At 37.1% G+C, this 20,520-nt stretch carries 20 protein-coding genes; all 20 read right to left on the reverse strand.

The annotated features are described in order from the left end of the window. Position 1: 1 nt before the first annotated feature. The 20 genes from MKY02_RS17015 to MKY02_RS17110 all read right to left on the reverse strand — a co-directional run bounded on the left by MKY02_RS17015 (position 2) and on the right by MKY02_RS17110 (position 20,026). Positions 2–370 (reverse strand): small basic family protein, encoded by a 369-nt coding sequence (locus MKY02_RS17015; RefSeq protein WP_038183861.1) that lies wholly within the window; start codon positions 368–370, stop codon positions 2–4. 3 nt (positions 371–373) lie between these two features. Next, positions 374–1,093, reverse strand: a complete 720-nt coding sequence (locus MKY02_RS17020; protein ID WP_038183858.1) for a DUF881 domain-containing protein — start codon at positions 1,091–1,093, stop codon at positions 374–376. A gap of 25 nt (positions 1,094–1,118) precedes the next feature. Continuing rightward, positions 1,119–1,847, reverse strand: a complete 729-nt coding sequence (locus MKY02_RS17025; RefSeq protein ID WP_038183856.1) for a DUF881 domain-containing protein — start codon at positions 1,845–1,847, stop codon at positions 1,119–1,121. Further along, complete coding sequence (locus MKY02_RS17030) at positions 1,825–2,619, reverse strand: cell division protein FtsQ/DivIB (protein WP_038183851.1); 795 nt, start codon at positions 2,617–2,619, stop codon at positions 1,825–1,827. The genes MKY02_RS17025 and MKY02_RS17030 overlap by 23 nt, the downstream gene beginning before the upstream one ends. A gap of 24 nt (positions 2,620–2,643) precedes the next feature. After that, positions 2,644–3,693, reverse strand: coding sequence for a putative lipid II flippase FtsW (gene ftsW, locus MKY02_RS17035; protein WP_038183849.1), 1,050 nt, complete (start codon positions 3,691–3,693; stop codon positions 2,644–2,646). A 58-nt stretch (positions 3,694–3,751) separates the two neighbouring features. Beyond that, the gene (gene murD, locus MKY02_RS17040) at positions 3,752–5,101 is read right to left on the reverse strand and encodes a UDP-N-acetylmuramoyl-L-alanine--D-glutamate ligase (protein WP_076034029.1); all 1,350 of its coding nucleotides are present in this window, start codon (positions 5,099–5,101) and stop codon (positions 3,752–3,754) included. Continuing rightward, entirely contained in the window at positions 5,098–6,072 is a 975-nt protein-coding gene (mraY, locus tag MKY02_RS17045; RefSeq protein WP_038183843.1) for a phospho-N-acetylmuramoyl-pentapeptide-transferase, read from the reverse strand. Before mraY ends, murD begins: the two co-directional genes overlap by 4 nt. Before the next feature lie 78 nt (positions 6,073–6,150). Then, positions 6,151–8,025: a stage V sporulation protein D gene (locus MKY02_RS17050; protein ID WP_246832100.1), complete on the reverse strand. Its 1,875-nt coding sequence runs from the start codon at positions 8,023–8,025 to the stop codon at positions 6,151–6,153. A 122-nt stretch (positions 8,026–8,147) separates the two neighbouring features. Beyond that, positions 8,148–10,280, reverse strand: coding sequence for a penicillin-binding protein (locus tag MKY02_RS17055; RefSeq protein WP_083669609.1), 2,133 nt, complete (start codon positions 10,278–10,280; stop codon positions 8,148–8,150). 35 nt (positions 10,281–10,315) lie between these two features. Beyond that, on the reverse strand, positions 10,316–10,693 hold the full coding sequence (gene ftsL / locus MKY02_RS17060; protein ID WP_038183833.1) for a cell division protein FtsL: 378 nt from the start codon (positions 10,691–10,693) through the stop codon (positions 10,316–10,318). 4 nt (positions 10,694–10,697) lie between these two features. Next, positions 10,698–11,645: a 16S rRNA (cytosine(1402)-N(4))-methyltransferase RsmH gene (rsmH, locus tag MKY02_RS17065; protein ID WP_340709257.1), complete on the reverse strand. Its 948-nt coding sequence runs from the start codon at positions 11,643–11,645 to the stop codon at positions 10,698–10,700. Positions 11,646–11,668: 23 nt separating this feature from the next. After that, positions 11,669–12,100, reverse strand: coding sequence for a division/cell wall cluster transcriptional repressor MraZ (gene mraZ / locus MKY02_RS17070; RefSeq protein WP_038183816.1), 432 nt, complete (start codon positions 12,098–12,100; stop codon positions 11,669–11,671). Positions 12,101–12,428: 328 nt separating this feature from the next. Continuing rightward, positions 12,429–14,045, reverse strand: a complete 1,617-nt coding sequence (bshC, locus tag MKY02_RS17075; RefSeq protein ID WP_038183814.1) for a bacillithiol biosynthesis cysteine-adding enzyme BshC — start codon at positions 14,043–14,045, stop codon at positions 12,429–12,431. A 75-nt stretch (positions 14,046–14,120) separates the two neighbouring features. Further along, positions 14,121–14,516 carry a DUF3397 family protein gene (locus MKY02_RS17080; protein ID WP_038183811.1) on the reverse strand — a complete coding sequence of 132 codons (396 nt, stop codon included), beginning with the start codon at positions 14,514–14,516 and terminating at the stop codon, positions 14,121–14,123. Then, positions 14,513–15,415 carry a ketopantoate reductase family protein gene (locus MKY02_RS17085; RefSeq protein WP_038183809.1) on the reverse strand — a complete coding sequence of 301 codons (903 nt, stop codon included), beginning with the start codon at positions 15,413–15,415 and terminating at the stop codon, positions 14,513–14,515. The genes MKY02_RS17080 and MKY02_RS17085 overlap by 4 nt, the downstream gene beginning before the upstream one ends. 71 nt (positions 15,416–15,486) lie before the next feature. Continuing rightward, positions 15,487–17,028, reverse strand: a complete 1,542-nt coding sequence (locus tag MKY02_RS17090; protein WP_340711563.1) for an acyl-CoA carboxylase subunit beta — start codon at positions 17,026–17,028, stop codon at positions 15,487–15,489. 39 nt (positions 17,029–17,067) lie between these two features. Continuing rightward, positions 17,068–17,280: an acetyl-CoA carboxylase biotin carboxyl carrier protein subunit gene (locus MKY02_RS17095; protein WP_038183783.1), complete on the reverse strand. Its 213-nt coding sequence runs from the start codon at positions 17,278–17,280 to the stop codon at positions 17,068–17,070. Next, entirely contained in the window at positions 17,267–18,637 is a 1,371-nt protein-coding gene (locus MKY02_RS17100; protein ID WP_340711564.1) for an acetyl-CoA carboxylase biotin carboxylase subunit, read from the reverse strand. Before MKY02_RS17100 ends, MKY02_RS17095 begins: the two co-directional genes overlap by 14 nt. Positions 18,638–18,834: 197 nt before the next feature. Continuing rightward, positions 18,835–19,221 (reverse strand): transcriptional regulator, encoded by a 387-nt coding sequence (locus MKY02_RS17105; protein WP_235175720.1) that lies wholly within the window; start codon positions 19,219–19,221, stop codon positions 18,835–18,837. A 43-nt stretch (positions 19,222–19,264) separates the two neighbouring features. Further along, positions 19,265–20,026 (reverse strand): enoyl-CoA hydratase/isomerase family protein, encoded by a 762-nt coding sequence (locus MKY02_RS17110; protein WP_038183777.1) that lies wholly within the window; start codon positions 20,024–20,026, stop codon positions 19,265–19,267. Between the last annotated feature and the right edge of the window lie 494 nt (positions 20,027–20,520).

Below are 20,520 nucleotides of genomic sequence, written 5' to 3' on the forward strand. Positions count from 1 at the left end.
ATTAGACTGCTTTTTCAGATTGCTTTGCTTTTTTATCATTCCATTTTGATAATAATATCCTTCTAATGATAGCAATATTTTGGAAAAGTCGCACTCCAAAAGCAAATACGGCTGCCAAATAAAGATCAACACCTAAGTGAACTCCTAAAAAAGCTAATCCTGCTGCTAGAGCAATATTAAAGAAAAAACCTGTCACGAATACATAATCATCATATACTTGTTGTAATTGTGCTCTTATCCCACCAAAGAGAGTATCTAAAGCAGCAAGGACTGCAATTGATAAGTAACTTTCGTAAATTGTAGGTATTTGAACGTCAGTTAACAGACCAAGGGAAATACCTAATAGTAAACCTAGTAATGGTAACCACAAATTCTATTCCCCCTTTGTCGTTTCTGATAAAAATTTATTATGAAAAGAACGATCAAATCCATTTAAAGTTACCTTCTTCTGTGGTTTTCCAATTGATAAAGTTAAATTATCAAGATAAAATTCATCTGCTATGGATGAAGATTCCAAATAACTTGCAAGCTTATTAGCATCCGCTAAAGTACTTGTACCAATAGTTATCATAAATGGAGGTGTTCGAACAGCCAAACTATTAACTGTTGTTTGTCCATTAATATCACGAATAGCTGTCGTTTGAACGATTCTCTTACCATCAATCACAACTGCATTGCCCTTAAAACGATTAATATCATTGACAAGCTTTACTAATAAATCGGGAGAGATATTTGATACTGCTTGTCCTAATGCCTTTGCCTCAGGCGAAACATCAACTCTAAGTACTAAACCCGGAGATTTTATTTCTGCTAATCCCGCTTCTTGTTTCAGCCCTTGAACTGTTTCCCTCAATATGCGATCTGGACTATCATTATCCATATTCTCATATTTGCTAATCGTGGAATTTAATAGCTGAATGTTTGCTAACAGTTCTGAATGACGCTGCTTTTCTAGCGATAGTTCCCGACGAATATCCCATAAATCACGTGTATCACGTTGTTGTGGATTTTTCACTGTGTTATACTGCATCGCTAACATAAATCCAATGATGAAAAATACAATGATGAACGGTGTATGCATTTTACGCTTCAATCTATCGCCTCCTTACCTTAGACCATTAAGAATTTCCTTGGACAGCAGGCATGACGAGCTGCTTACTACCATCTATCGTCACAATAATATTATCATCAATGAGTTGGTCAAAAACGCCACCAGCTAGTGTTAAACCTGCAGACAATACCTTTGGATTACCTACTGCTTCAATAACAAATGGCGCTGGGAATTGGTCGTCATCAATCGTGATTACTGGACCATTACATTTAATATAAGAATTAGCTTTTAATCGATGACCATTAATGGCAATCGCTTGTGCTCCAGAAATCTTTAATTCATTTAATACTTTGAAAACGTGACTTTCATGAACGATATAGTCATTCGGGTTGACCGATTTCGGATCATATTCAGCATCTTGTAAGGTCACAGTAACACCCGATCCTCGTCCAGGTATTTTACCAAGTAAAAGACGTAAATCATCAGCCTGCTTCACTAAACCTTTATATCCCTCTTTACTACCCGAAAAGTCTTGTTCATAATCCTTTATTTTTTGTTGTAAAAGTAATTTTTCTTCTTCAAGTTCTTTATTACGCTCTTGTTGAGCAATTAAATCTTCACGTAATTGTTCTTTTTTTTCAAAATCAGAAGAGCTTGTTTCCGTCATCGTGTGATCTTTTGTCTTTGCCGTGTTATAGGCATATGCGAAAAGAAAGCCTAGTGCAATCGAAACTACTAAAAAGGCAAATTGATGTTTAAATGAATGTCGTTTTTTATTGGCCGGTTGTTTGGTCATCTATTTCCTCCCTTGAAGTTGGTTTACCATATTCACTCGAATACGAGCGATAGAATGAACCTACTTCTAAGTCAATAACCCCTTTTTCACCTTTTTTGACTTGCGAAATGATAGATGGATAATAACGCAATTTTTCAGCCAGTGTCGTAATAGTTGCACGAACTTCAAAACCATCATTCATAAATAAACGTACCGCATAAGGATTGGATTTTGTTGGAATAGCATTTACTTGAGATATTAAAGTCTTTAATTCTTGATCGACCTTGTCCAATTGTTTAATCATTTTAAGTAATAAGGCGTCTTCTTGGAAACCAACCAAGATGGGCAAATTCAAATCATGTGGTATTTCATCTAAGCTGTAAATTACGCCATTTTGCAACACTAGATTATATTGACCACCATTCTTAATAAAAGCTTTTTTATCGTACTCTTTTACTTTTATAGTCACAGTGTTTAACCAATTTCGTTCAACTGATACACTTTCGACCCAATCTTTTTTTTGAAGGGTCTCTTCAATTTTTTTCGGCTTAAATGCCCACAAAGAATCCCCTACACGGATCTTGCTATGTTTTGTGTAGTATTCTGCTTTTTTTAATTGACCACCAGTTACTTTAATTTCCCCTATATGACTTAATGATGATTGAAAATAAAGAAGTGCCAGTAAGATAATGCCGAAAATGGCTAGCAATATTGTAAACCGCTGATTCGTCCGTTTTTTACGACGTTCACGAAGCGTAGGAATACGTTCTTCTATATCTATAATTTTCTCCATACTGTGCACTCCTTCCTCTTTTATTTAAATTCTTTTTGTAAAATTCCAAATTACACCGACTATAAGCCAAGCGGACATTAGGGATGAACCACCATAACTTATAAAAGGCAAAGTCACCCCTGTTACAGGGAGTAAACCTGAAACAACTCCAATATTCAAAAATGCTTGAAAACCTAGCATACTGATCAATGCTGCAACACTGTAATAATAGCTTAATTGCTGCGTTCTGACGGCCAAAGCATAACCAGAGTATAAAGCCACAGCAAAGGTTATAACGATCAATGCTGCGCCTATAAAGCCTGTTTCTTCGGCAATGATTGAAAAGATAAAATCATTTTGCGGTTCGGGTAAGTAGAGATACTTTTGACGACTGTTACCAAAACCATGTCCAAACAGTCCAGCAGGTCCAATTGCAAGTAAGGATTGGATTGCTTGGAAGCCACTACCTAATGGGTCAGACCAAGGATCCAGATACGCCTCTATACGCTTTAATCGATAAGGAGCCGCCATTATTAAACCCACTAAACCACTAATACCAATCATCATTAGAAAAACGTAAAAACGAATTGGATAACCAGCTATAAACAGTAAAGCAAAGGATGATACGAGTAAAATAAACGCAGAACCAAAATCAGGTTGCAGCATTATAAGCGCTGCTGGCAATAGAATCAAAACAAAGTGACTTAGTTGAATAGTTCTTTCCGTACTTTTCTTACGCGCTAATACAAAGCTCAATTTTACAAGCAATGCAATCTTAGCAAATTCAGCGGGCTGAATACTAAGGGGTCCAAAAGCAATCCAGCTTTGAGAACCATTTCGTACAGCGCCTATTCCAGGAATCAATACCGCTATTAAAAGTAAGAGTGAAAATATGTACAGTATTGTCCAACTTTTTTCCATTCTTAGAAGGGAACTATTGGAAACAACATAAAATGCTCCGACTGCCACACCTAAATAAATTAGTTGCTTAAAAAGAAAAGGGGCAGTATTACCATAGTGTACCTTGCCCCAATATGTCCCTGCAGAATAGACGAAAACAATGCCTATCAATGTCAATAAAATGATTGCACTCATAAAAAGTGTGCGTTCACGTTGATTCAGCTATGGCATCCTTCCTGTTGTTCGAATTTCCTTACAACTTCATTGCAGCTTCGATGAACTTATCACCACGCACCTCGAAAGTCGGGTATTGATCCCAGCTTGCGCACGCAGGAGATAATAAGATGACATCTTCTTCATTTGATAAATCTGCTGCTTGTTTAACACCTGATTCCATATCATTAGCATATGCTATCTTTTCAACACCACATGATTCTGCGAATTCAGCAAATCGCTTAGCTGTTTCCCCAGCTACGACAACTGCGTGAACATTCCCCATATGTGGACGTAGTTCTTCAAATGAGTGCCCTCGATCTAAGCCACCTGCAAGTAAAACAATCGGCTGTGTAAAAGCTGCTAACGCACTGCGAGTAGCTAATGTATTAGTCGCTTTAGAATCATTGAAAATTTTACGACTTTGCCATTCTCGAACAAATTGTGTACGGTGCTTAACACCCGTAAATGATGATAAAACATGCTCTATCTTATCTTTCGGACAATCCATAATTATTGCTGCTGCAACTGCTACTAAAACATTCTCTAAATTATGTTGTCCAGGAAGAGCTATAATGCTACGTTTGATAAATGGTTTACCTAACCAGTAAACCATTTCATCATCTGCACTTATTCCTAGATAATTAATACCATTTGTTGTAAATGGAATTTTATGTGCATGTGATTTATTTGCATAACTCACAACTACTTCTTGATCTGCGTTATAGATTAAATAGTCTGATGCATCCTGGTTGCGTGTTACAGCAAATTTAGCATTACTGTATTCTTCCATCGAACCGTGATAGTCAATATGCGCTTCATATAAATTCGTCCAAATCGCAATTTTTGGCTTGAAATGTTCAGTACCCATTAATTGGAATGAAGATAATTCTGTAACGACTACATTATCTGGTGTAGCATTTTCAGTGACTGAACATGCTACTGTACCTATATTTCCAGCGATGAGAGGATTTAAACCACCTTGATTTAAAATATGATAAAGCAAGGTGGTCGTTGTTGTTTTACCATTTGAACCCGTAATACCAATCATTGGAGCCTCGCTAATTAAGTAAGCGAGCTCTATCTCAGTCCAAATTGGAATACCTCGTTTTACAGCATCTGCTACTAGAATATTTGTATAAGGAATACCAGGGTTTTTCACAACTAATTCGAAGCCTTCATCTAGTAAATCTTCTGGATGACGGCCACAAATCACTGTAATTCCTTGTTGTAACAGACGTTGTGCATCAGTGTTCTCTTCAAATGGTTTAGCATCATTCACAGTAACGAAAGCACCCATTTTATGCAGTAATTCCGCAGCTGCTACACCACTTTTAGCTAATCCTAGTACAAGTACTTTTTTATGTTCCATCTCTTTTATGCTTTTCATTTCAAGACCTCCGGAACCACTGCGATCAACGCTGCAACTACTGCTGTCAACCAGAATGTTAGAACAATACGCCATTCAGACCAGCCTGATAACTCAAAATGGTGATGTAGTGGACTCATTTTAAAAATTCGCTTACCTGTTAATTTGAAACTTGCTACTTGTAAAATAACAGATAGTGTTTCAGCTACAAAGATAATACCAATCAGTAATAGTAATACTTCATGCCCAACTAATACTGAAAGCATTGCAAGTGCTCCACCTAAAGCAAGTGAACCAGTATCTCCCATAAACACTTTTGCTGGATTAGCATTAAATAATAAGAAACCAAGTAAAGCACCTGTTACAGCAAATGCAAATATCGCGATATCAACTTGACCGTTTACAAGCGCTAGTACACCAAATGCAGTAAAAGCAATGGAAGCTGTACCCGACACAAGCCCATCTAACCCATCTGTTAAATTGACAGCGTTTGAGAAACCTACTAACCAAAAGATTAAGAATAAAACATAAAATCCACCTAAGTTAAAGGCGAAATCAGTAAGCGGTATCTGGATTGTATTATGGAAAACGCCTAGACCTAATAAGAAATAGGCAGCAATCGAAATAATAATTTGTCCGATTAACTTTTGGAGGGATGTTAATCCCAAATTACGCTTGAAAATAATTTTAAGACCATCGTCTAAAAAGCCGATTAAACCAAAGCCGAATAAGACGAGAATTAATACAACAGATTGTGAAGTAAAGGCATCATTTAGATAACCTAATACTATAGTTGTAACGATAATAGCGAATAAAAATATTACGCCACCCATCGTTGGAGTTCCCGCTTTTTTCTGATGTGATTTTGGTCCTTCTTCTCGAATACTTTGACCAAATTTCATTCGACGTAATAACGGAATAACAGCTGGTGCTGTGATAGCCGTTAAGACGAATGAAGTGGCCAAAACAATTAAAGTTGTTGCAATTGTCATGAAAATTCTCCTTCTAACCTTCTTTAGTACATGTACTATCATAGTAGTTTCAATTCTATTTTTAAAGACTAATACACGCTATTTTTCTAAATAAACGTGAATTATGCCATCTAGTCCGATTTGTGCATCTGCTTTTGGCAGTTGAGAGGCAATTTTGGAGCCATTTCCATGCCATTCTAAACGAAACGGATATTGTAATTTTGCTATATCTTCTTTTGTCTGACCGACCAAATCAGGTACGCGCACTTTTTCAACATCCCCCCATTTATATATCTTTTCTAATTGTCCCTTTCGCTCTGTAATACCGACTTTATCATGAACATCCTCAATGATTTGCCCTACAATTGGTGCCGCAATAACACCACCAAATTGCGTAACGTTCTTTGGATTATCTATTGCAACATAAACAACGATTTCTGGATCATCTGCTGGTGCGAAGCCGATAAAGGATACAATATATTCCCCATCCTTATACCGTCCATTTTCAACTTTTTGAGCTGTTCCAGTCTTACCACCTATGCGTAGGTGATCTCTAAATGCATTTCTACCAGAACCTAAAGCAACAACCGATTCTAATGCTTCACGAACTTTTTTGGACGTTTCGGGCTTAATGACTTGTCGTTTTTTTAAAGGCTTGTAGCTTTTCAATATCTTGCCTGAATTTGAATCGATTAGATTTTTAACTATATAGGGTTGATAGAGTGTACCACCATTAATCGCTGCTGATACTGCCTGGACTTGTTGAATTGGTGTGACAGAGATTCCTTGCCCAAAAGACGTTGTAGCATGTTCAACAGGACCATATGCCTTTTCAGAGAACAATATCCCACTTGATTCTCCTGCCATATTCGATCCTGTTGTTTGCCCAAAGCCAAAATCACGTATATATTTTTGAAGTTTTGTTGGTCCTACTCTTCTTCCGAGCTCTATAAAACCTGGGTTACAAGAATTTTGTACGACTTCTAAAAAGGTTTCGCTTCCGTGGCCTTCACGCTTCCAACAACGTAGACGAGCACCTTCTACCATTGAGTAGCCCGGATCAAAGAAATGATCCTTATCTAAATCAACAACCTGTTCTTCTAACGCTGCACTTAATGTAATGATTTTAAATGTAGAACCTGGCTCAAAGGTCATCCACACTGGTAGGTTTCGGTTATAAATTTTGGAATCGACTTTGGAAAATGAAGGAGGAGAGAATGTTGGATAAGATGCTAACGCTAATATTTCACCAGTTTTAGGATTCATAGCAATACCCATTGCCTGGTCTGCCTCGTATTTCACCATAGCTTGAGAAAGTTCACGTTCTACGACCTTTTGAACATCAACATCAATGGTCAATTCCATTGTTGCACCGTCTTTACCATCTTTCCAACTATCTTGGACATGAGGAAGTGCTGAACCTTTAGCATCTGTAAATAGGCGAATTGCGGAAGCTTTTCCCATCAATAGATCATCATACTGATACTCTAATCCAGCTAATCCTTGCTGATCATAACCAGTGAAACCAATTAGCCTAGAGAGTAATTGATCATACGGATAATAACGTATGTAATCAAGCCCTGCGTAAATTCCTGGTATATTTTTTTGTTGTATTTTTTCGGCAAGTTCTTTAGATATGTTTTTAGCTTCAGGAGCAAGCTTTACTATTGACGTTTTTTGTTGCATTTTTTTTGCTAATGCTTGCTCATCTACTCCAAGTAATGTTGCCAACTCTTTTGCAGCATCTAAAGGTTTATCATTTTGCGCTGGCATAAAATACAATGTTGGGGCTAGTTTATTACCAACGATTAACTTACCATTGCGATCTACTATGTTTCCTCTTAAACTTGAAACTGGTATTTCACGGTCCCAGCTTTCTTCTGCCCTTTTTGTTAACAAATCATGTTGTATAAACTGTACATGTACTAATTTCCCAATAAGCATGAGGAATAAAACAACAAAGACAATCCACATCCATTGCATTCTTTTTTTTGTACTTTTAGTGGCCCACATTGTTCGACATATCACACCTTTTTTTCTTACAAAGTATGATATGACACTCCGTACTATTCAAATTCTTTGCGAAATCACATGAACTATTTATAAATCTCCTCTGGTTTTTTCATTTTCAAAATAATTTTCTTATTTGCATTTAGCACAGTACCAGCTTTAACACTTTGTTTCTGTACGTAGCCTTCACCGTTAATTTCTATATTGGCACCAGCCATTGTTTGATACGTTAAAACGTTACGGAGTGACCAATCTGTAAAATCAGGTACTACCGAATCCCCATCTGTCTTCAAGAATACAAAACCACCAGATAAAACTTCTGATTTTTCTGCTGGGTATTGGTCCGTAATTTTATCACCATTACCTATGATAACCGTTTCTATGCCATTTTCTTCAAATTCTTTTTCAACATCCTCAACAAGTTGACCTTTTAAGTTCTCCATCGTTTGGGATTTTGTTTTTTTAATTTTTTGCGGCTTAATATTTAAGTACTTCAAACTACTTCCCATTACTGTATTAAATACAGTAGATGTTGGCTCTGAGCCGACATCTGTTGGTCCAAGCTTAGGTTTTTCCACCGCAATGTACATAACTAACTGAGGATCATCTGCAGGAGCCATACCCAAAAATGAATACAAGAATTCATTTTTTCCCCAGTAGTATCCACCAGATGCTTTCGGAATTTGAGCTGTACCTGTTTTACCGGCTACTTCATATTCTTTACTTGCAAAGTTTTGACCAGTTCCTTTTTCGGAATAAATGGTAGAAGCTAAAATCTTTCTAACTTCCTTAGCCGTTTTTTCAGAAATAGGCTGACCTTTAATTGTTGGGGTGTTCTCTTTGACGATTTTTTTCGTATTTGGATTCACAATTTTCTCAATTACATACGGTTGCATCATTTTACCATCGTTTGCGATGGCAGAAACAGCTTGAATTAATTGAATAGGGGTAACCGTAGATCCTTGGCCATAAGTAGTTGTGACACGATTAATTGGATATTTATCTAAAATTTGTCCTGTCGCTTCATTTGGTAAATCGATTCCCGTCTTTTCTCCGAAACCAAACTTTTTCATATAAGAAATAAAGGTATCATCGCCCATTAACTTTAATAAATGAGCCATACCTACGTTTGAAGACCGTTGGATTCCTTCTAAATAAGAGATACTTCCCCATCCAACTTGGTTACTATCTCGAATAGTTCGATCGAGCACAGTATACTGACCAGACTGAAATGTAGCATTCGGGAACCATTTCTCTTCTTCGACTGCAGCTGCTAATGTAAATGTTTTCATTGTTGAACCCGGTTCAATCGTCAATTCTGTTAACTGGTTTAACCAGCTATTTTCAAGTCCAGTACCGTCTTGTGGATTATATGTTGGTCTTTGCGACACAGCAAGTATTTCTCCCGTTTTCGGATTGGCAACGACCGCTACCATCGATTCAGGATTATATTTCTTATAAACTTTAGACATTGAATCTTCTAAAAAGTTTTGAATGGTTTTATCAATCGTTAAATATACATCCGCACCATCTTTAGCAGGTTCTACCATCTTATTGCTATTAGGTAGCAAATAACCCCATACATCACTCTTATACTGAACCCTTCCATCCGTACCGGATAATTCTTTGTTATAGATGGACTCTAGTCCCATTTTACCTACGGTTTTAGTTTGTCCATCTTGCTGAGTATCCCGTTGTGCTAAGCCGATTAAGTTTGATGCAAAGATACCATTTGGATAAAAACGCTTTGTTTCTTCCATGAAAATGATGCCAGGTAGCTTTTCACTACTAATTTGCTCCATTACACCATGGCTAATATTACGTCCTGCAGCACCAAATTCTACTTGGCGAATTTCATTACCTTGTGCATTCTTTACTTTAGTATTTAATTTATCAAATATATCTTTCTCACTAATAGAAAGATATTTCGCTAAAATTTTGGCTGTTTTCTCTTTATCTGCTACGTGCATAAGAGTTTTAGTTCCTTCAGATGCCTTAGGACTAATTACAGCTACTAAGCGATAGTTAATAGTATCTTCTGCAATAACTTGTCCTTGCCGATCGAGAATGTTCCCTCTATTAGCTGTAATTACTTTTGATCTTTCGTATTTTGCTGCCGCTTTTGCCGCCAAAGCTTGCCCCTCTACTTGGCCCGAAGCTTGGATTCCAAATATACGGAAAAACATAGCAAAAAAGAGCCCTCCATAAACGATTAACATTAGAAAGGCTCCCCATTGAAACCGAAACTTTCTCTTCATTGTCCAGACACTACTTTCACGTTTTTTTCGTTCAGCTTCAAGCCTAATTCCTTCGCTTTATTCCAAATACGCTCATATGTAGAGAGTTCACTTACCTCGATGGACAATTCCGCATTTTGTTTCTTCGTTTCATCAATTTTATTTTCGATATTTTGAATTTCAACAGATGTTGTATTAATTGCAGATTGCGTATTTAAATTCATAACTGACAATAATGCTATTATTGTCACCATGGCCACAAGGAGAACCCTTTCCCCCTTAGACAATATTCTCTTGGAAGGTCTGGGTGTTGGCTGCTGGACGGTTCTTTCCGGTACTGTAGGCTGTGGCTGCTGGATGTACGTTTGTTGTTGTTGCCGATTAAGCAATGCCATTTAATCACTTCCCTTTTTCTTTGATTTTTTCAGCTATTCTGAGTTTCGCTGAGCGAGCTCGATTATTTTCTTCTAGTTCTTGCTCTGAAGGTAATATCGGTTTACGTGTAACAAGTTTTATACCTGGAGCTAATTCCTCTGGAATAACGGGTAAACCTGGTGGTAATTCTGGCAAAGAGGATGCTTCTTTGAAGATAGTTTTACATAATCGGTCTTCTAACGAGTGGAAAGTAATGACGCTAACTCGTCCACCTACATTAATGACTTCAAGTGCTTGTATTAATGAATCTTCCGCTGCACCAAGTTCATCATTTACAGCAATTCGAATGGCTTGGAATACACGTTTCGCTGGGTGTCCGCCTTTACGTCTTGCTGCAGCTGGGATACCTTCTTTAATTAAATCTACTAGTTCACCCGTGGTTTCAATTGGGCTTGTCTTTCTAGCTTCTTCAATTTTTCTGGCAATTTGTTTCGAGAACTTTTCTTCACCGTATCGATAGAAAATACGTACAAGATCTTCGAATGACCATTCATTCACAACATGAAATGCCGAAAGTTCAGCTGTTGTATCCATTCTCATATCAAGTGGTGCATCTTGGTGGTAACTGAATCCTCGTTCTGCGTTATCTAATTGAGGAGATGATACGCCTAAATCGTATAAAATCCCGTCAACTTTATCTATGCCTAATGCTTCTAGTTCTTCCTTCAAATAACGGAAGTTTGAATGTACGAAAGTTATTTTATCTAAATATGGTCCTAAACGTTCTTTAGCATTTTCAATGGCTGAAGTATCTTGATCAAAGCAAATAAGTCTACCTTTTGATGATAATTGGCTAACTAAATATTCACTGTGTCCAGCCCCACCTAAAGTACAATCTACATAAATGCCGTCAGGACGAACGTTCAATCCATCAACGGTTTCCTTTAATAATACAGTCGTATGATTAAACAAGGTTTGTCCCTCCTCTAAATTGGTTATATATCAAAATCAATCATATTCTCAGCAATGTCATTGAAGGATTCCTCAGATTCAGCAAAATAATTTTGCCAAGACTCTTTGGACCAAATTTCAATACGATTAGAAACGCCGAGTACTACACAATCCTTTTGAACATTAGCGTGTGTTAATAAGTTACTTGGGATATTAATACGGCCTTGCTTGTCCACTTCCACCTCTGTAGCACCTGAAAAGAAGAAACGCGTAAAAGCTCTGGCATCTTTCTTAGTAACAGGTAATTGCTTCAGTTTTTCCTCCAGCTTACGCCACTCCAAAATAGGATACCCGAATAAGCAATTATCCAATCCTCGGGTAATGACAAAGCCTTCCGTAAGGTGTTCACGGAACTTAGCAGGTATAATCAATCGGCCCTTCGCATCAATACTATGTTGATACTCTCCCATGAACATATTACTCACCCCACTATATGAAATTAATGTACCACATCCCCCCACATTCCACCACTAATTCATTGGAAAATAAGGGTGTTTACATTAAAATGCGTAAATCGTCCTTATCAACAACAATATTTCTACTAATTTTTACCTTTTTGTTAAAAAAACTTCATACTTCTTATTATTATTTTATTATTTTAATACCATATTGTAGTATTTATTTGATATTTTTAATAAAAAAAAGCTATCTCAATTGAGATAGCTTTTAATACCCTAAAATCAGGGTAATATTATATTTATTTTATTTTAAAAACAGCCATTTTTTAATCCGCATTATTCCATTTTATATATATATTACTTGATGCAATTCACTAACTTCTAATGGTAACTGTAAAATATCACCAATTAAAGTCATGCCATATTCATTCATATATTGGAATGGATTAAATACACGTTCCATTAAAATACCTTCAGGAATTAGCTGACCTTCCATCTCGTTGAATCTGCGAATAGCAACATCATGCTGAAGTAATACTTCTGCTTCGATTTTCTTTAATAGAAAGTCTAATTGGTTTTCATGAATATCTAGATTTTTTATTACTAGTTTATCTAGGTGCACATCATTCTTATGCAAATGCTTTTGTAAGTCCACATATTGCTGCTGTAGCAACGCTTTTGTTTTTTCAATAGCCTCTTTTGCAGCATCATCATATACTTCATTTACAAAGGTATGATGCATTTGGGCCACTTTACCACTTAATACTTCAGTAACAGATAAATCATGTGTCTCTAATAAGTGGGAGACTTGGCGATTAACAAGCGTCATATTCATACGTGGTACGAAAACTGGCACCTTCATACCAAGCAACTCGAAAGCGTCTTTTAATGTAGACCAATACGCAAGCTCTCCTGGCCCTCCAACAAATGCAAGTACAGGCAAGACCATATCCTGCATTAGCGGTCTTGTTACAACGTTATTACTTAAACAAGCAGGCTGTTCAATTGCTAGCTGTAACATGTCTTCTTTTGTAAATTGGACATTCGCGACGTTATTGATAAACTTGCCATCTTTACGCTCTAATAAGAAGCGTTCACCTTCCTTGACGTAAAAAAGGTTAGCATTTTCTTTCGTTGCACCTATCGGGGTACCATAACCACTATCGGCCAATAGTGCCTCGCGATTTGAAACTACATCTGCAATCTCTTCAGAGTGGTTCACTAATCTCTCGAAATACGGTGCCTCATAAGCACGCAATTTCGGATCAGCGGCATCTAATAGAAGTAACCCTTCTTCTTTGAAAAGCCAGTGCATTAATTGGGCGAAAAAGTCAGTATATGTATGACTCCTTACTAATAAAGTATCGATTTTCGCCAACAGCTCTTCTGTATATGCAGTTTCACCATATTGTTGGAAGACATTTTTTATAAATTTTCGTGTATCTTCAATATCTAAAGTTGTTGTTGAAGCCATTGTTTTTTTCTTTGAACGGTCTGGATGAATATGTTTTTGCAAACGACCATTTAACGCTGTAAATGTATGATTGATTTCATCAATGTCATGATCTTCACCAGCAATCCAAAATACAGGAACGACTGGAACATCTAATTTCGCGCGCTGTTCTTTAGCTAAAAGTAAAACAGAAATAGCTTTATGGACTGAATATAGAGGTCCAGTTAATAAGCCCGCTTGTTGCCCACCAACAACAACCACTGCATTGTTTTCTAATTCTCGTAAATGTTGTTCCATTTTTACCGATTTCTCAAGAGGTGCCATAAATTCACTAATGACTTTTACAAGCTCAGCTCGGCGAATCGGATGATTTTTTAAATCTTCTAAACGGCGTTCAAAAGATTCATCTTCATTTGTATAATGGAAAAACGACGAGATTGTTGATTTTTGATTTCGATAATCTACCAATAATTGATTGTTTACCGGTACATCTATTTGTTCCAGTTTCATATTAGTATAAACTCCTCTATATTGTTAACTACAATCGAGTATAGCATTTTAATCAGTTGGATTGAAAAAATACGCTCACGTCATCGTCACATATAAAATAATTCTTTGAACTATTATAATAATCCAAATAACCACGTAAGTAATGGTTAATGCTAAAAATAAAAAGCGCCAAATTTTCCGGAATAATGGTAGTATTTCAATTTCTTTTGTAGAGCGCCATTCAATTATCGTGAAAACTATCGCAATTATAATTGCAAAGATAAAAGTTATAAACCCGATATCATACCCCCATAAAAAATGAACAGATTCCGGAACAGAAAAAAACAGTAGAAATGTCGTTATATCTGCTGCCCTACCAAATACTTTCTCTCGCTTCTTAGGTAATTTTTTCAGTAGAGAATAAATAATGAGAAATAAGATGACTGGGCAAAGTACAATGAAATGCAAAAAAATTGACAGTATATACATCATCTTTCCACACCGCCTTGTTGCAATGTCATTAATATCATATAAAGCGTCTCTAATGTCGGCAGATCGTGACCACGATTTTGTGCTATTTCTAATATCCCACCAACAATCGCATCTACTTCCATTAGCCTTCCATTTAATCGATCTGTAAGCATAGAAGAAGTATTCATTGCTGTACTTGTACATAATGAAAGTACATCTTCAAATAGAAGCTGATCCTGTTGTTCCGGGAAGGCGCTCATGAGCTCTTTGTACAATTGCTCTAATAATATTAAGCTATGCTCATTCGTAATAAGAGAACCGTTTTTAACATTTAGTATAGTCGTTAAAGAATTTATTAGACAATTTAATAGTGCTTTTCGTATTAACATTTGTTCTGCATTCTCAATCCATTCAATAGGTAATTTAGAATCTGATAGCTGGGAAAATTCCTTAAACGGTTGTCCATCTCCTCTTCCTATAGCTATTTTCATCTTGCCAATCCCTCTGTGTGCAACGCTTGAATTCGATAGCTTCTCAGCTCCAAACTCTACTGAACTAAAAGCGATTTGCTTCTGTTGCAAGTTATTTGCAAATTGTAAGTGCTTCACACCATTTTGAATAAAAAGTAATGGCGTGCTTTCTGGTAATGCATTTAATAGATACTGTAAACTAGCTAGATGATGATATTTTACGGCAATTATCCATATTGCATCTGTCGGAAATACTTTAAAGTCCTGTGAAGCTTTAATATATGTATGGTGCGACTGTTGCAAGACATCGATTTGCTGTAGACCTTTGTCATTAAGTTCACTTGCTTGAGTTTCTCGGTGAACAAGAATATTCATCTGGTTGTGATCTTTTTGTAGCAAGGATGCTAGCAGTAATCCAACCGCTCCTCCACCTACAACAACAATTTGCATATCGATATCTCCTTTTAATAAAAATAGACTGAGGTCCACCTGATACAGGCAGACCTCAATAGCAACACTTATTATACAGGATAAACCGGATGTTTTCGATAAGGCAGTAAGATTTGTTTTGAGTCATAATAAGCCAAGCGTTTCGTAATGACTGTTCTTAAATCACTTGGCGCGACGATTTCATCGACAATCATTTCGGATGCCATTTTGTAGATATCAATTTCCTTTTTATATTCAACATGTTTTTCTTTAACAAACTGCATTCGTTCTTTCGGATCTTCAATAGCTTCAATTTTATTCGAATAAACAGCATTAACTGCCGCCTCTGGACCCATTACGGCAATTTGCGCAGTTGGAAGAGCAATACAGACATCAGGTTCAAATGCCGGACCGCACATTGCATATAGTCCTGCTCCGTATGCTTTACGTACCACTACTGAAATTTTAGGTACTGTTGCCGAACTCATCGCTGAAATTAACTTCGCACCGTGGCGAATAATACCAGCACGCTCAACTTTTGTTCCAATCATGAAGCCTGGCACATCAGCTAGGAACAATAATGGAATTGAAAATGCATCACATAAATTAATAAATTTAGCCGCCTTATCTGCCGAGTCAACAAATAATACGCCGCCCTTTGCCTTCGGTTGGTTTGCAATAATTCCCACCACTTGACCATCCATACGCGCTAAACCTGTAATCAATTCCTGTGCAAAAAGTTTTTTTATTTCAAAAAAACTTCCCTCATCTATTAACTGATCAATCGCTTCATACATATTAAAAGGTGCATTTTGATTTTCAGGAATTATTTCTTCTAATTTGCGACCTTGTATTGGTTGTTTTCCATCAACAACTGCTGGCTTATCTGCGAAATTCGCTGGAAAATAATTTAAATATCGACGCGCTTCGGAAATAGCTTCTTCCTCAGTTGAAACAAGTAGATCTCCGCACCCACTAACAGTACAATGCATACGTGCTCCACCCATCTCCTCAAGCGACACCTTTTCACCAATAACCTTCTCAGCCATACGTGGTGAACCTAAGTACATGGAAGCATTACCTTCTACCATAACAACGATATCACAAAACGCCGGTATGTATGCTCCACCTGCAGCAGAAGGACCAAATAATAAACAGATTTGCGGAATCATTCCTGACATTCTCACTTGATTATGGAAAATACGCCCTGCTCCACGACGCCCAGGAAACATTTCTAATTGATCTGTAATACGTGCTCCTGCCGAATCTACTAAATAAATCATAGGTACTTGATTTTTCTCCGCTACTTCTTGGATACGGATAATTTTCTCAACAGTTCGAGAACCCCACGAACCTGCTTTAATAGTCGAATCATTCGCCATAACACAAACGGTTTGGCCATTTACTTTCCCCATAGCAGTGACCACGCCGTCTGCAGGTAAATCACCTGCTTCACAATTCGCAAAACGTCCATCCTCTTCATATTCTCCATCATCAAAAAGTAGCGTTAAACGATCTCGCACGAACAATTTATTTGTTTCTTTTAGTTTTTCATGATATTTCGGATGTCCACCTGCAAAAATCCCTTCAAGTTTGTCAGCTAGACGTTCGTTATATACTGTGTGTTCAGTCATATTATGTCCTCCCCTTTGTGTTAGACACTTACATCTACTTTAGCCTAAGACGACTAGTACATCATCCTCGTTAACGAAGTCACCTTCGTTCACTTTCACTTCAGCAACTGAGCCTGACACTTCAGCATCTACTGGAATTTCCATTTTCATAGACTCTAAAACGATGACAGTTTGACCAGCAGATACTGCATCTCCTTCTTTTACCTCAACACGAAATACTGTACCTGCCATCGATGCTTTAATTTCTCCCATAAATCTTATCCCCCTTGTGATTGGCTAACCATTCTGTTAGCGAACTTGTGTGATAAACCCCGGATTGGAACATTTCTTCTTGCAATAAGCGATCAAATAATAGCAAATTTGATTTTACCCCTTGTATATCTATGTCCTTTATAACCGTTTCAGAATTGGCCAATGCTTGCTCTCTTGTTTCCCCAAACACGACAAGTTTTGCAATAAGTGGATCATAAAACGGTGATACTCTATTCCCTTCAACGTAACCACTATCAATACGGCAATTCTCTATTTGAGGGAACATCAATACTTGCAACTTACCCGGTGACGGCAAAAACCTCTCTGGATCCTCTGCGTAAATACGATATTCAATTGCATGGCCAGTGCACTTTATAGCTGTTTGGTCTTTTATAGGTAATGTCTTGCCTTCTGCTACTTGTAATTGCCACTCAACAAGATCAAATCCAGTAATAGCCTCCGTAACTGGATGTTCAACCTGTAAACGTGTATTCATCTCGAGAAAATAAAAGTGATTTTCCGCATCCACTATAAATTCTACCGTTCCAGCATTGGTATAACGAACAGCTTTTGCAGCATCCACAGCGGCTTGCAGTAATTTTACGCGCTCAGCTTGCGGAAATAGAGGTGAAGGTGATTCTTCAATAACTTTTTGGTGACGTCGTTGAATCGAACAATTCCGTTCAAATAAATGAATGATATTCCCAGCATCATCGCCGAAAATTTGCACTTCAATATGACGCGCATTTGGAATATACTTCTCGATAAAAACGAGGTCATTCTTAAAATACGATTGTGCACGTTTTTTTACATTTTCAAAGCTATGACTGAGCGCTTGCTCATCTTCACAGCACACCATGCCAATACCGCCTCCGCCAGCTGATGCCTTCAGCATTACAGGGTATCCAATTAGACTAGCAAATTGCAATGCCTCTTCTAATGAAGTTAGACCTTCCTCTGAACCTGGTACAACTGGAACACCGGCAATTTTCATCGTTTGGCGCGCTTGAATTTTATCACCCATTTGTTCGATTACATCTGCATTTGGACCAATCCAGCGAATTCCCGCAGCCTCTACTTTTCTAGCAAAATCCGCGTTTTCTGATAGCAACCCGTAACCTGGATGAATATCACTTACCTGATGCTCAATGGCAAGTTGAATAATTTCATCAGCCTTCAAATAAGATTGTGCGACCTGATTTTCACCTATGCGAACAGCATTTGTCGCTTCTTTAACGAAAGGTAAATCTTGATCTGCATCTGAATAGATAGCAACTGTTTCAATACCTAACTTGTGGCATGTCGAGATAATTCTTCTCGCAATTTCCCCACGATTGGCAATTAGAACTTTGCGCATATTCATCCCCCTTTGCTTAAACCGTTTCTCCCTTTCCTTATTAGTCTAAACGAAATAAGAAAGCGATTTCAACTATTAACTAGCAAATTTTACTTATTATTGAGTATTTTTTCTTCTTTGTTATTTTATTCACAATAAAAAGATCATTCCAAAATAGCTTTAGAATGATCTTCCATACGAAATATTCAACTGCATTTTTATTGTCTAACCTTCTCTAAACCTTGTTCGAGCCATTTTACTAAATCATCATGCTCATGCTTTAATGCTTCATGAGATTTCTTCAATGATTGATAAGCTTCAGATAATTGATCAAAGCTCATCAGTGCTTGTTTTAGATGCGAACGCATCATTTGCTTTGGTCTTGTTTTAGCATCTTCTAATTCAGCTTCATATTGCGCTCTTAATGTTTTATTCCATCGAAACCCACAAGCTTGCTTTGTACGACCTAACTCTTCAGCCGCTTCTTCAAAACCCGCAAGTTGTGATCGACCTTCACGAACAGCCATTAATATAATTTCCACCAAACGTGTATCATCTACAGCTAACCATTGATCTTTTCTTTTTTTAACTTCTATCTCAATCACCTCGCATTTTTATTACTATATGCGAGTTTTTCAATTTTAGAAGTTATTTTGATTTTGATAGAAAACGATTTACAGCTTGGTGATGTGCTTCACTTTCCCACAATTTTGCGCAGGTGTGAACTTCCTCCATAACACGATCAAATAGCCCCATTTCTCGCCATTTGCGTAACTCCATTTCTTTATAAGCTTTATGAACCGAAGGGTGGACTTTACGCATATCCTCTATAAACGTCTCAAGAGCCGCTTCTTTCCCCCCTTCAAATACACGCATAGCCCAACCGATTTCATATAAAAGTTCAGCTGGATACGCTTTAGCGTCCACTAACATTTTCAAGGCACGATCATGGCGTAATCCACGTTCAAATAAATATGTTCCGCCACCCCAACCAGAAGTAATTGCTAAAGTCCCTTGAATGAAACCACATTTTGCTTCAGTAGCTACTAATCGGAAATCACAAGCTGTCGCAATTTCACAACCTCCGCCAACTGCAGCGCCATTAACTAAGGCAATAGTCGGAACTGGTAATGTTGCCAGATCATAAAGAATTTTAGCCATTTTACTTAGCATTCCAAAAGCTTGCTTTTCAGTTGTTAATGAATGAAACTCTGCTAAATCCCCTCCGGAACAAAATGCACGCTCCCCTGCTCCAGTGACGACTAAAAAACGTACGGTATCATGATCATGTACATATGTAATTACTTCTTTAAACCCTTCCATTACTTCATCATTTATGGCATTACGTCGTTCTGGACGATCAATAGTAAATGTTAATACTCCATCTTGTTCTTGAAAATGATACGCCATTTAACTCTACTCCTTTTAGAATAATTAGAAAATAGAAATAATATCATCATACCTGTTTTAATCGGACGATGCAAAGTGACCCACAAGTCCATCTCAAATGTTCCATACCATTTAAAGATGGTTTGAACCTTTTTAGCATTTGTATTTCTATGACATTTCTATATTAAAGGAGATACTAAGTCCACCCCATAAACAAAAAAAGAATTTTAAGTAACCGGGTTCACTCCAAATCCTATTGACATTACTCCAGTGAATTTTTGGAATATTTTTAAAAACAAAGGACTTTTCAGAAGTTTTTTACATGACTTAATAGATAAACTAAGTTCAAAAACTATACCGCGGCTATTAAAGTTAATATTAATCCAATAAGTTGTTATGATTTGGTTCCATTAATGTTTATGATTTGAGGCATAAAAGTTATGTAGATCAAGACGGTTTTAAGATTAAAAACAAATAAAAAAAGACCACTAGAGAGCCATGGTCTCTCTAGTAGC

This window comes from Viridibacillus sp. FSL R5-0888, assembly GCF_038009105.1.
GTDB lineage: Bacteria > Bacillota > Bacilli > Bacillales_A > Planococcaceae > Viridibacillus > Viridibacillus arenosi.

Bases quoted from the DNA above. Each gene is read 5' to 3' on its own strand.
- murD (WP_076034029.1), bottom strand. From the start codon at position 5,101: ATGAAAAGCATAAAAGAGATGGAACATAAAAAAGTACTTGTACTAGGA.
- mraY (WP_038183843.1), bottom strand. From the start codon at position 6,072: ATGACAATTGCAACAACTTTAATTGTTTTGGCCACTTCATTCGTCTTA.
- MKY02_RS17055 (WP_083669609.1), bottom strand. From the start codon at position 10,280: ATGTTAATCGTTTATGGAGGGCTCTTTTTTGCTATGTTTTTCCGTATA.
- MKY02_RS17085 (WP_038183809.1), bottom strand. From the start codon at position 15,415: ATGCAAATTGTTGTTGTAGGTGGAGGAGCGGTTGGATTACTGCTAGCA.
- MKY02_RS17100 (WP_340711564.1), bottom strand. From the start codon at position 18,637: ATGCGCAAAGTTCTAATTGCCAATCGTGGGGAAATTGCGAGAAGAATT.
- MKY02_RS17030 (WP_038183851.1), bottom strand. From the start codon at position 2,619: ATGGAGAAAATTATAGATATAGAAGAACGTATTCCTACGCTTCGTGAA.
- MKY02_RS17090 (WP_340711563.1), bottom strand. From the start codon at position 17,028: ATGACTGAACACACAGTATATAACGAACGTCTAGCTGACAAACTTGAA.
- MKY02_RS17095 (WP_038183783.1), bottom strand. From the start codon at position 17,280: ATGGGAGAAATTAAAGCATCGATGGCAGGTACAGTATTTCGTGTTGAG.
- ftsL (WP_038183833.1), bottom strand. From the start codon at position 10,693: ATGGCATTGCTTAATCGGCAACAACAACAAACGTACATCCAGCAGCCA.
- MKY02_RS17110 (WP_038183777.1), bottom strand. From the start codon at position 20,026: ATGGCGTATCATTTTCAAGAACAAGATGGAGTATTAACATTTACTATT.
- MKY02_RS17025 (WP_038183856.1), bottom strand. From the start codon at position 1,847: ATGACCAAACAACCGGCCAATAAAAAACGACATTCATTTAAACATCAA.
- MKY02_RS17080 (WP_038183811.1), bottom strand. From the start codon at position 14,516: ATGATGTATATACTGTCAATTTTTTTGCATTTCATTGTACTTTGCCCA.
- bshC (WP_038183814.1), bottom strand. From the start codon at position 14,045: ATGAAACTGGAACAAATAGATGTACCGGTAAACAATCAATTATTGGTA.
- MKY02_RS17050 (WP_246832100.1), bottom strand. From the start codon at position 8,025: ATGTGGATTGTCTTTGTTGTTTTATTCCTCATGCTTATTGGGAAATTA.
- mraZ (WP_038183816.1), bottom strand. From the start codon at position 12,100: ATGTTCATGGGAGAGTATCAACATAGTATTGATGCGAAGGGCCGATTG.
- ftsW (WP_038183849.1), bottom strand. From the start codon at position 3,693: ATGAGTGCAATCATTTTATTGACATTGATAGGCATTGTTTTCGTCTAT.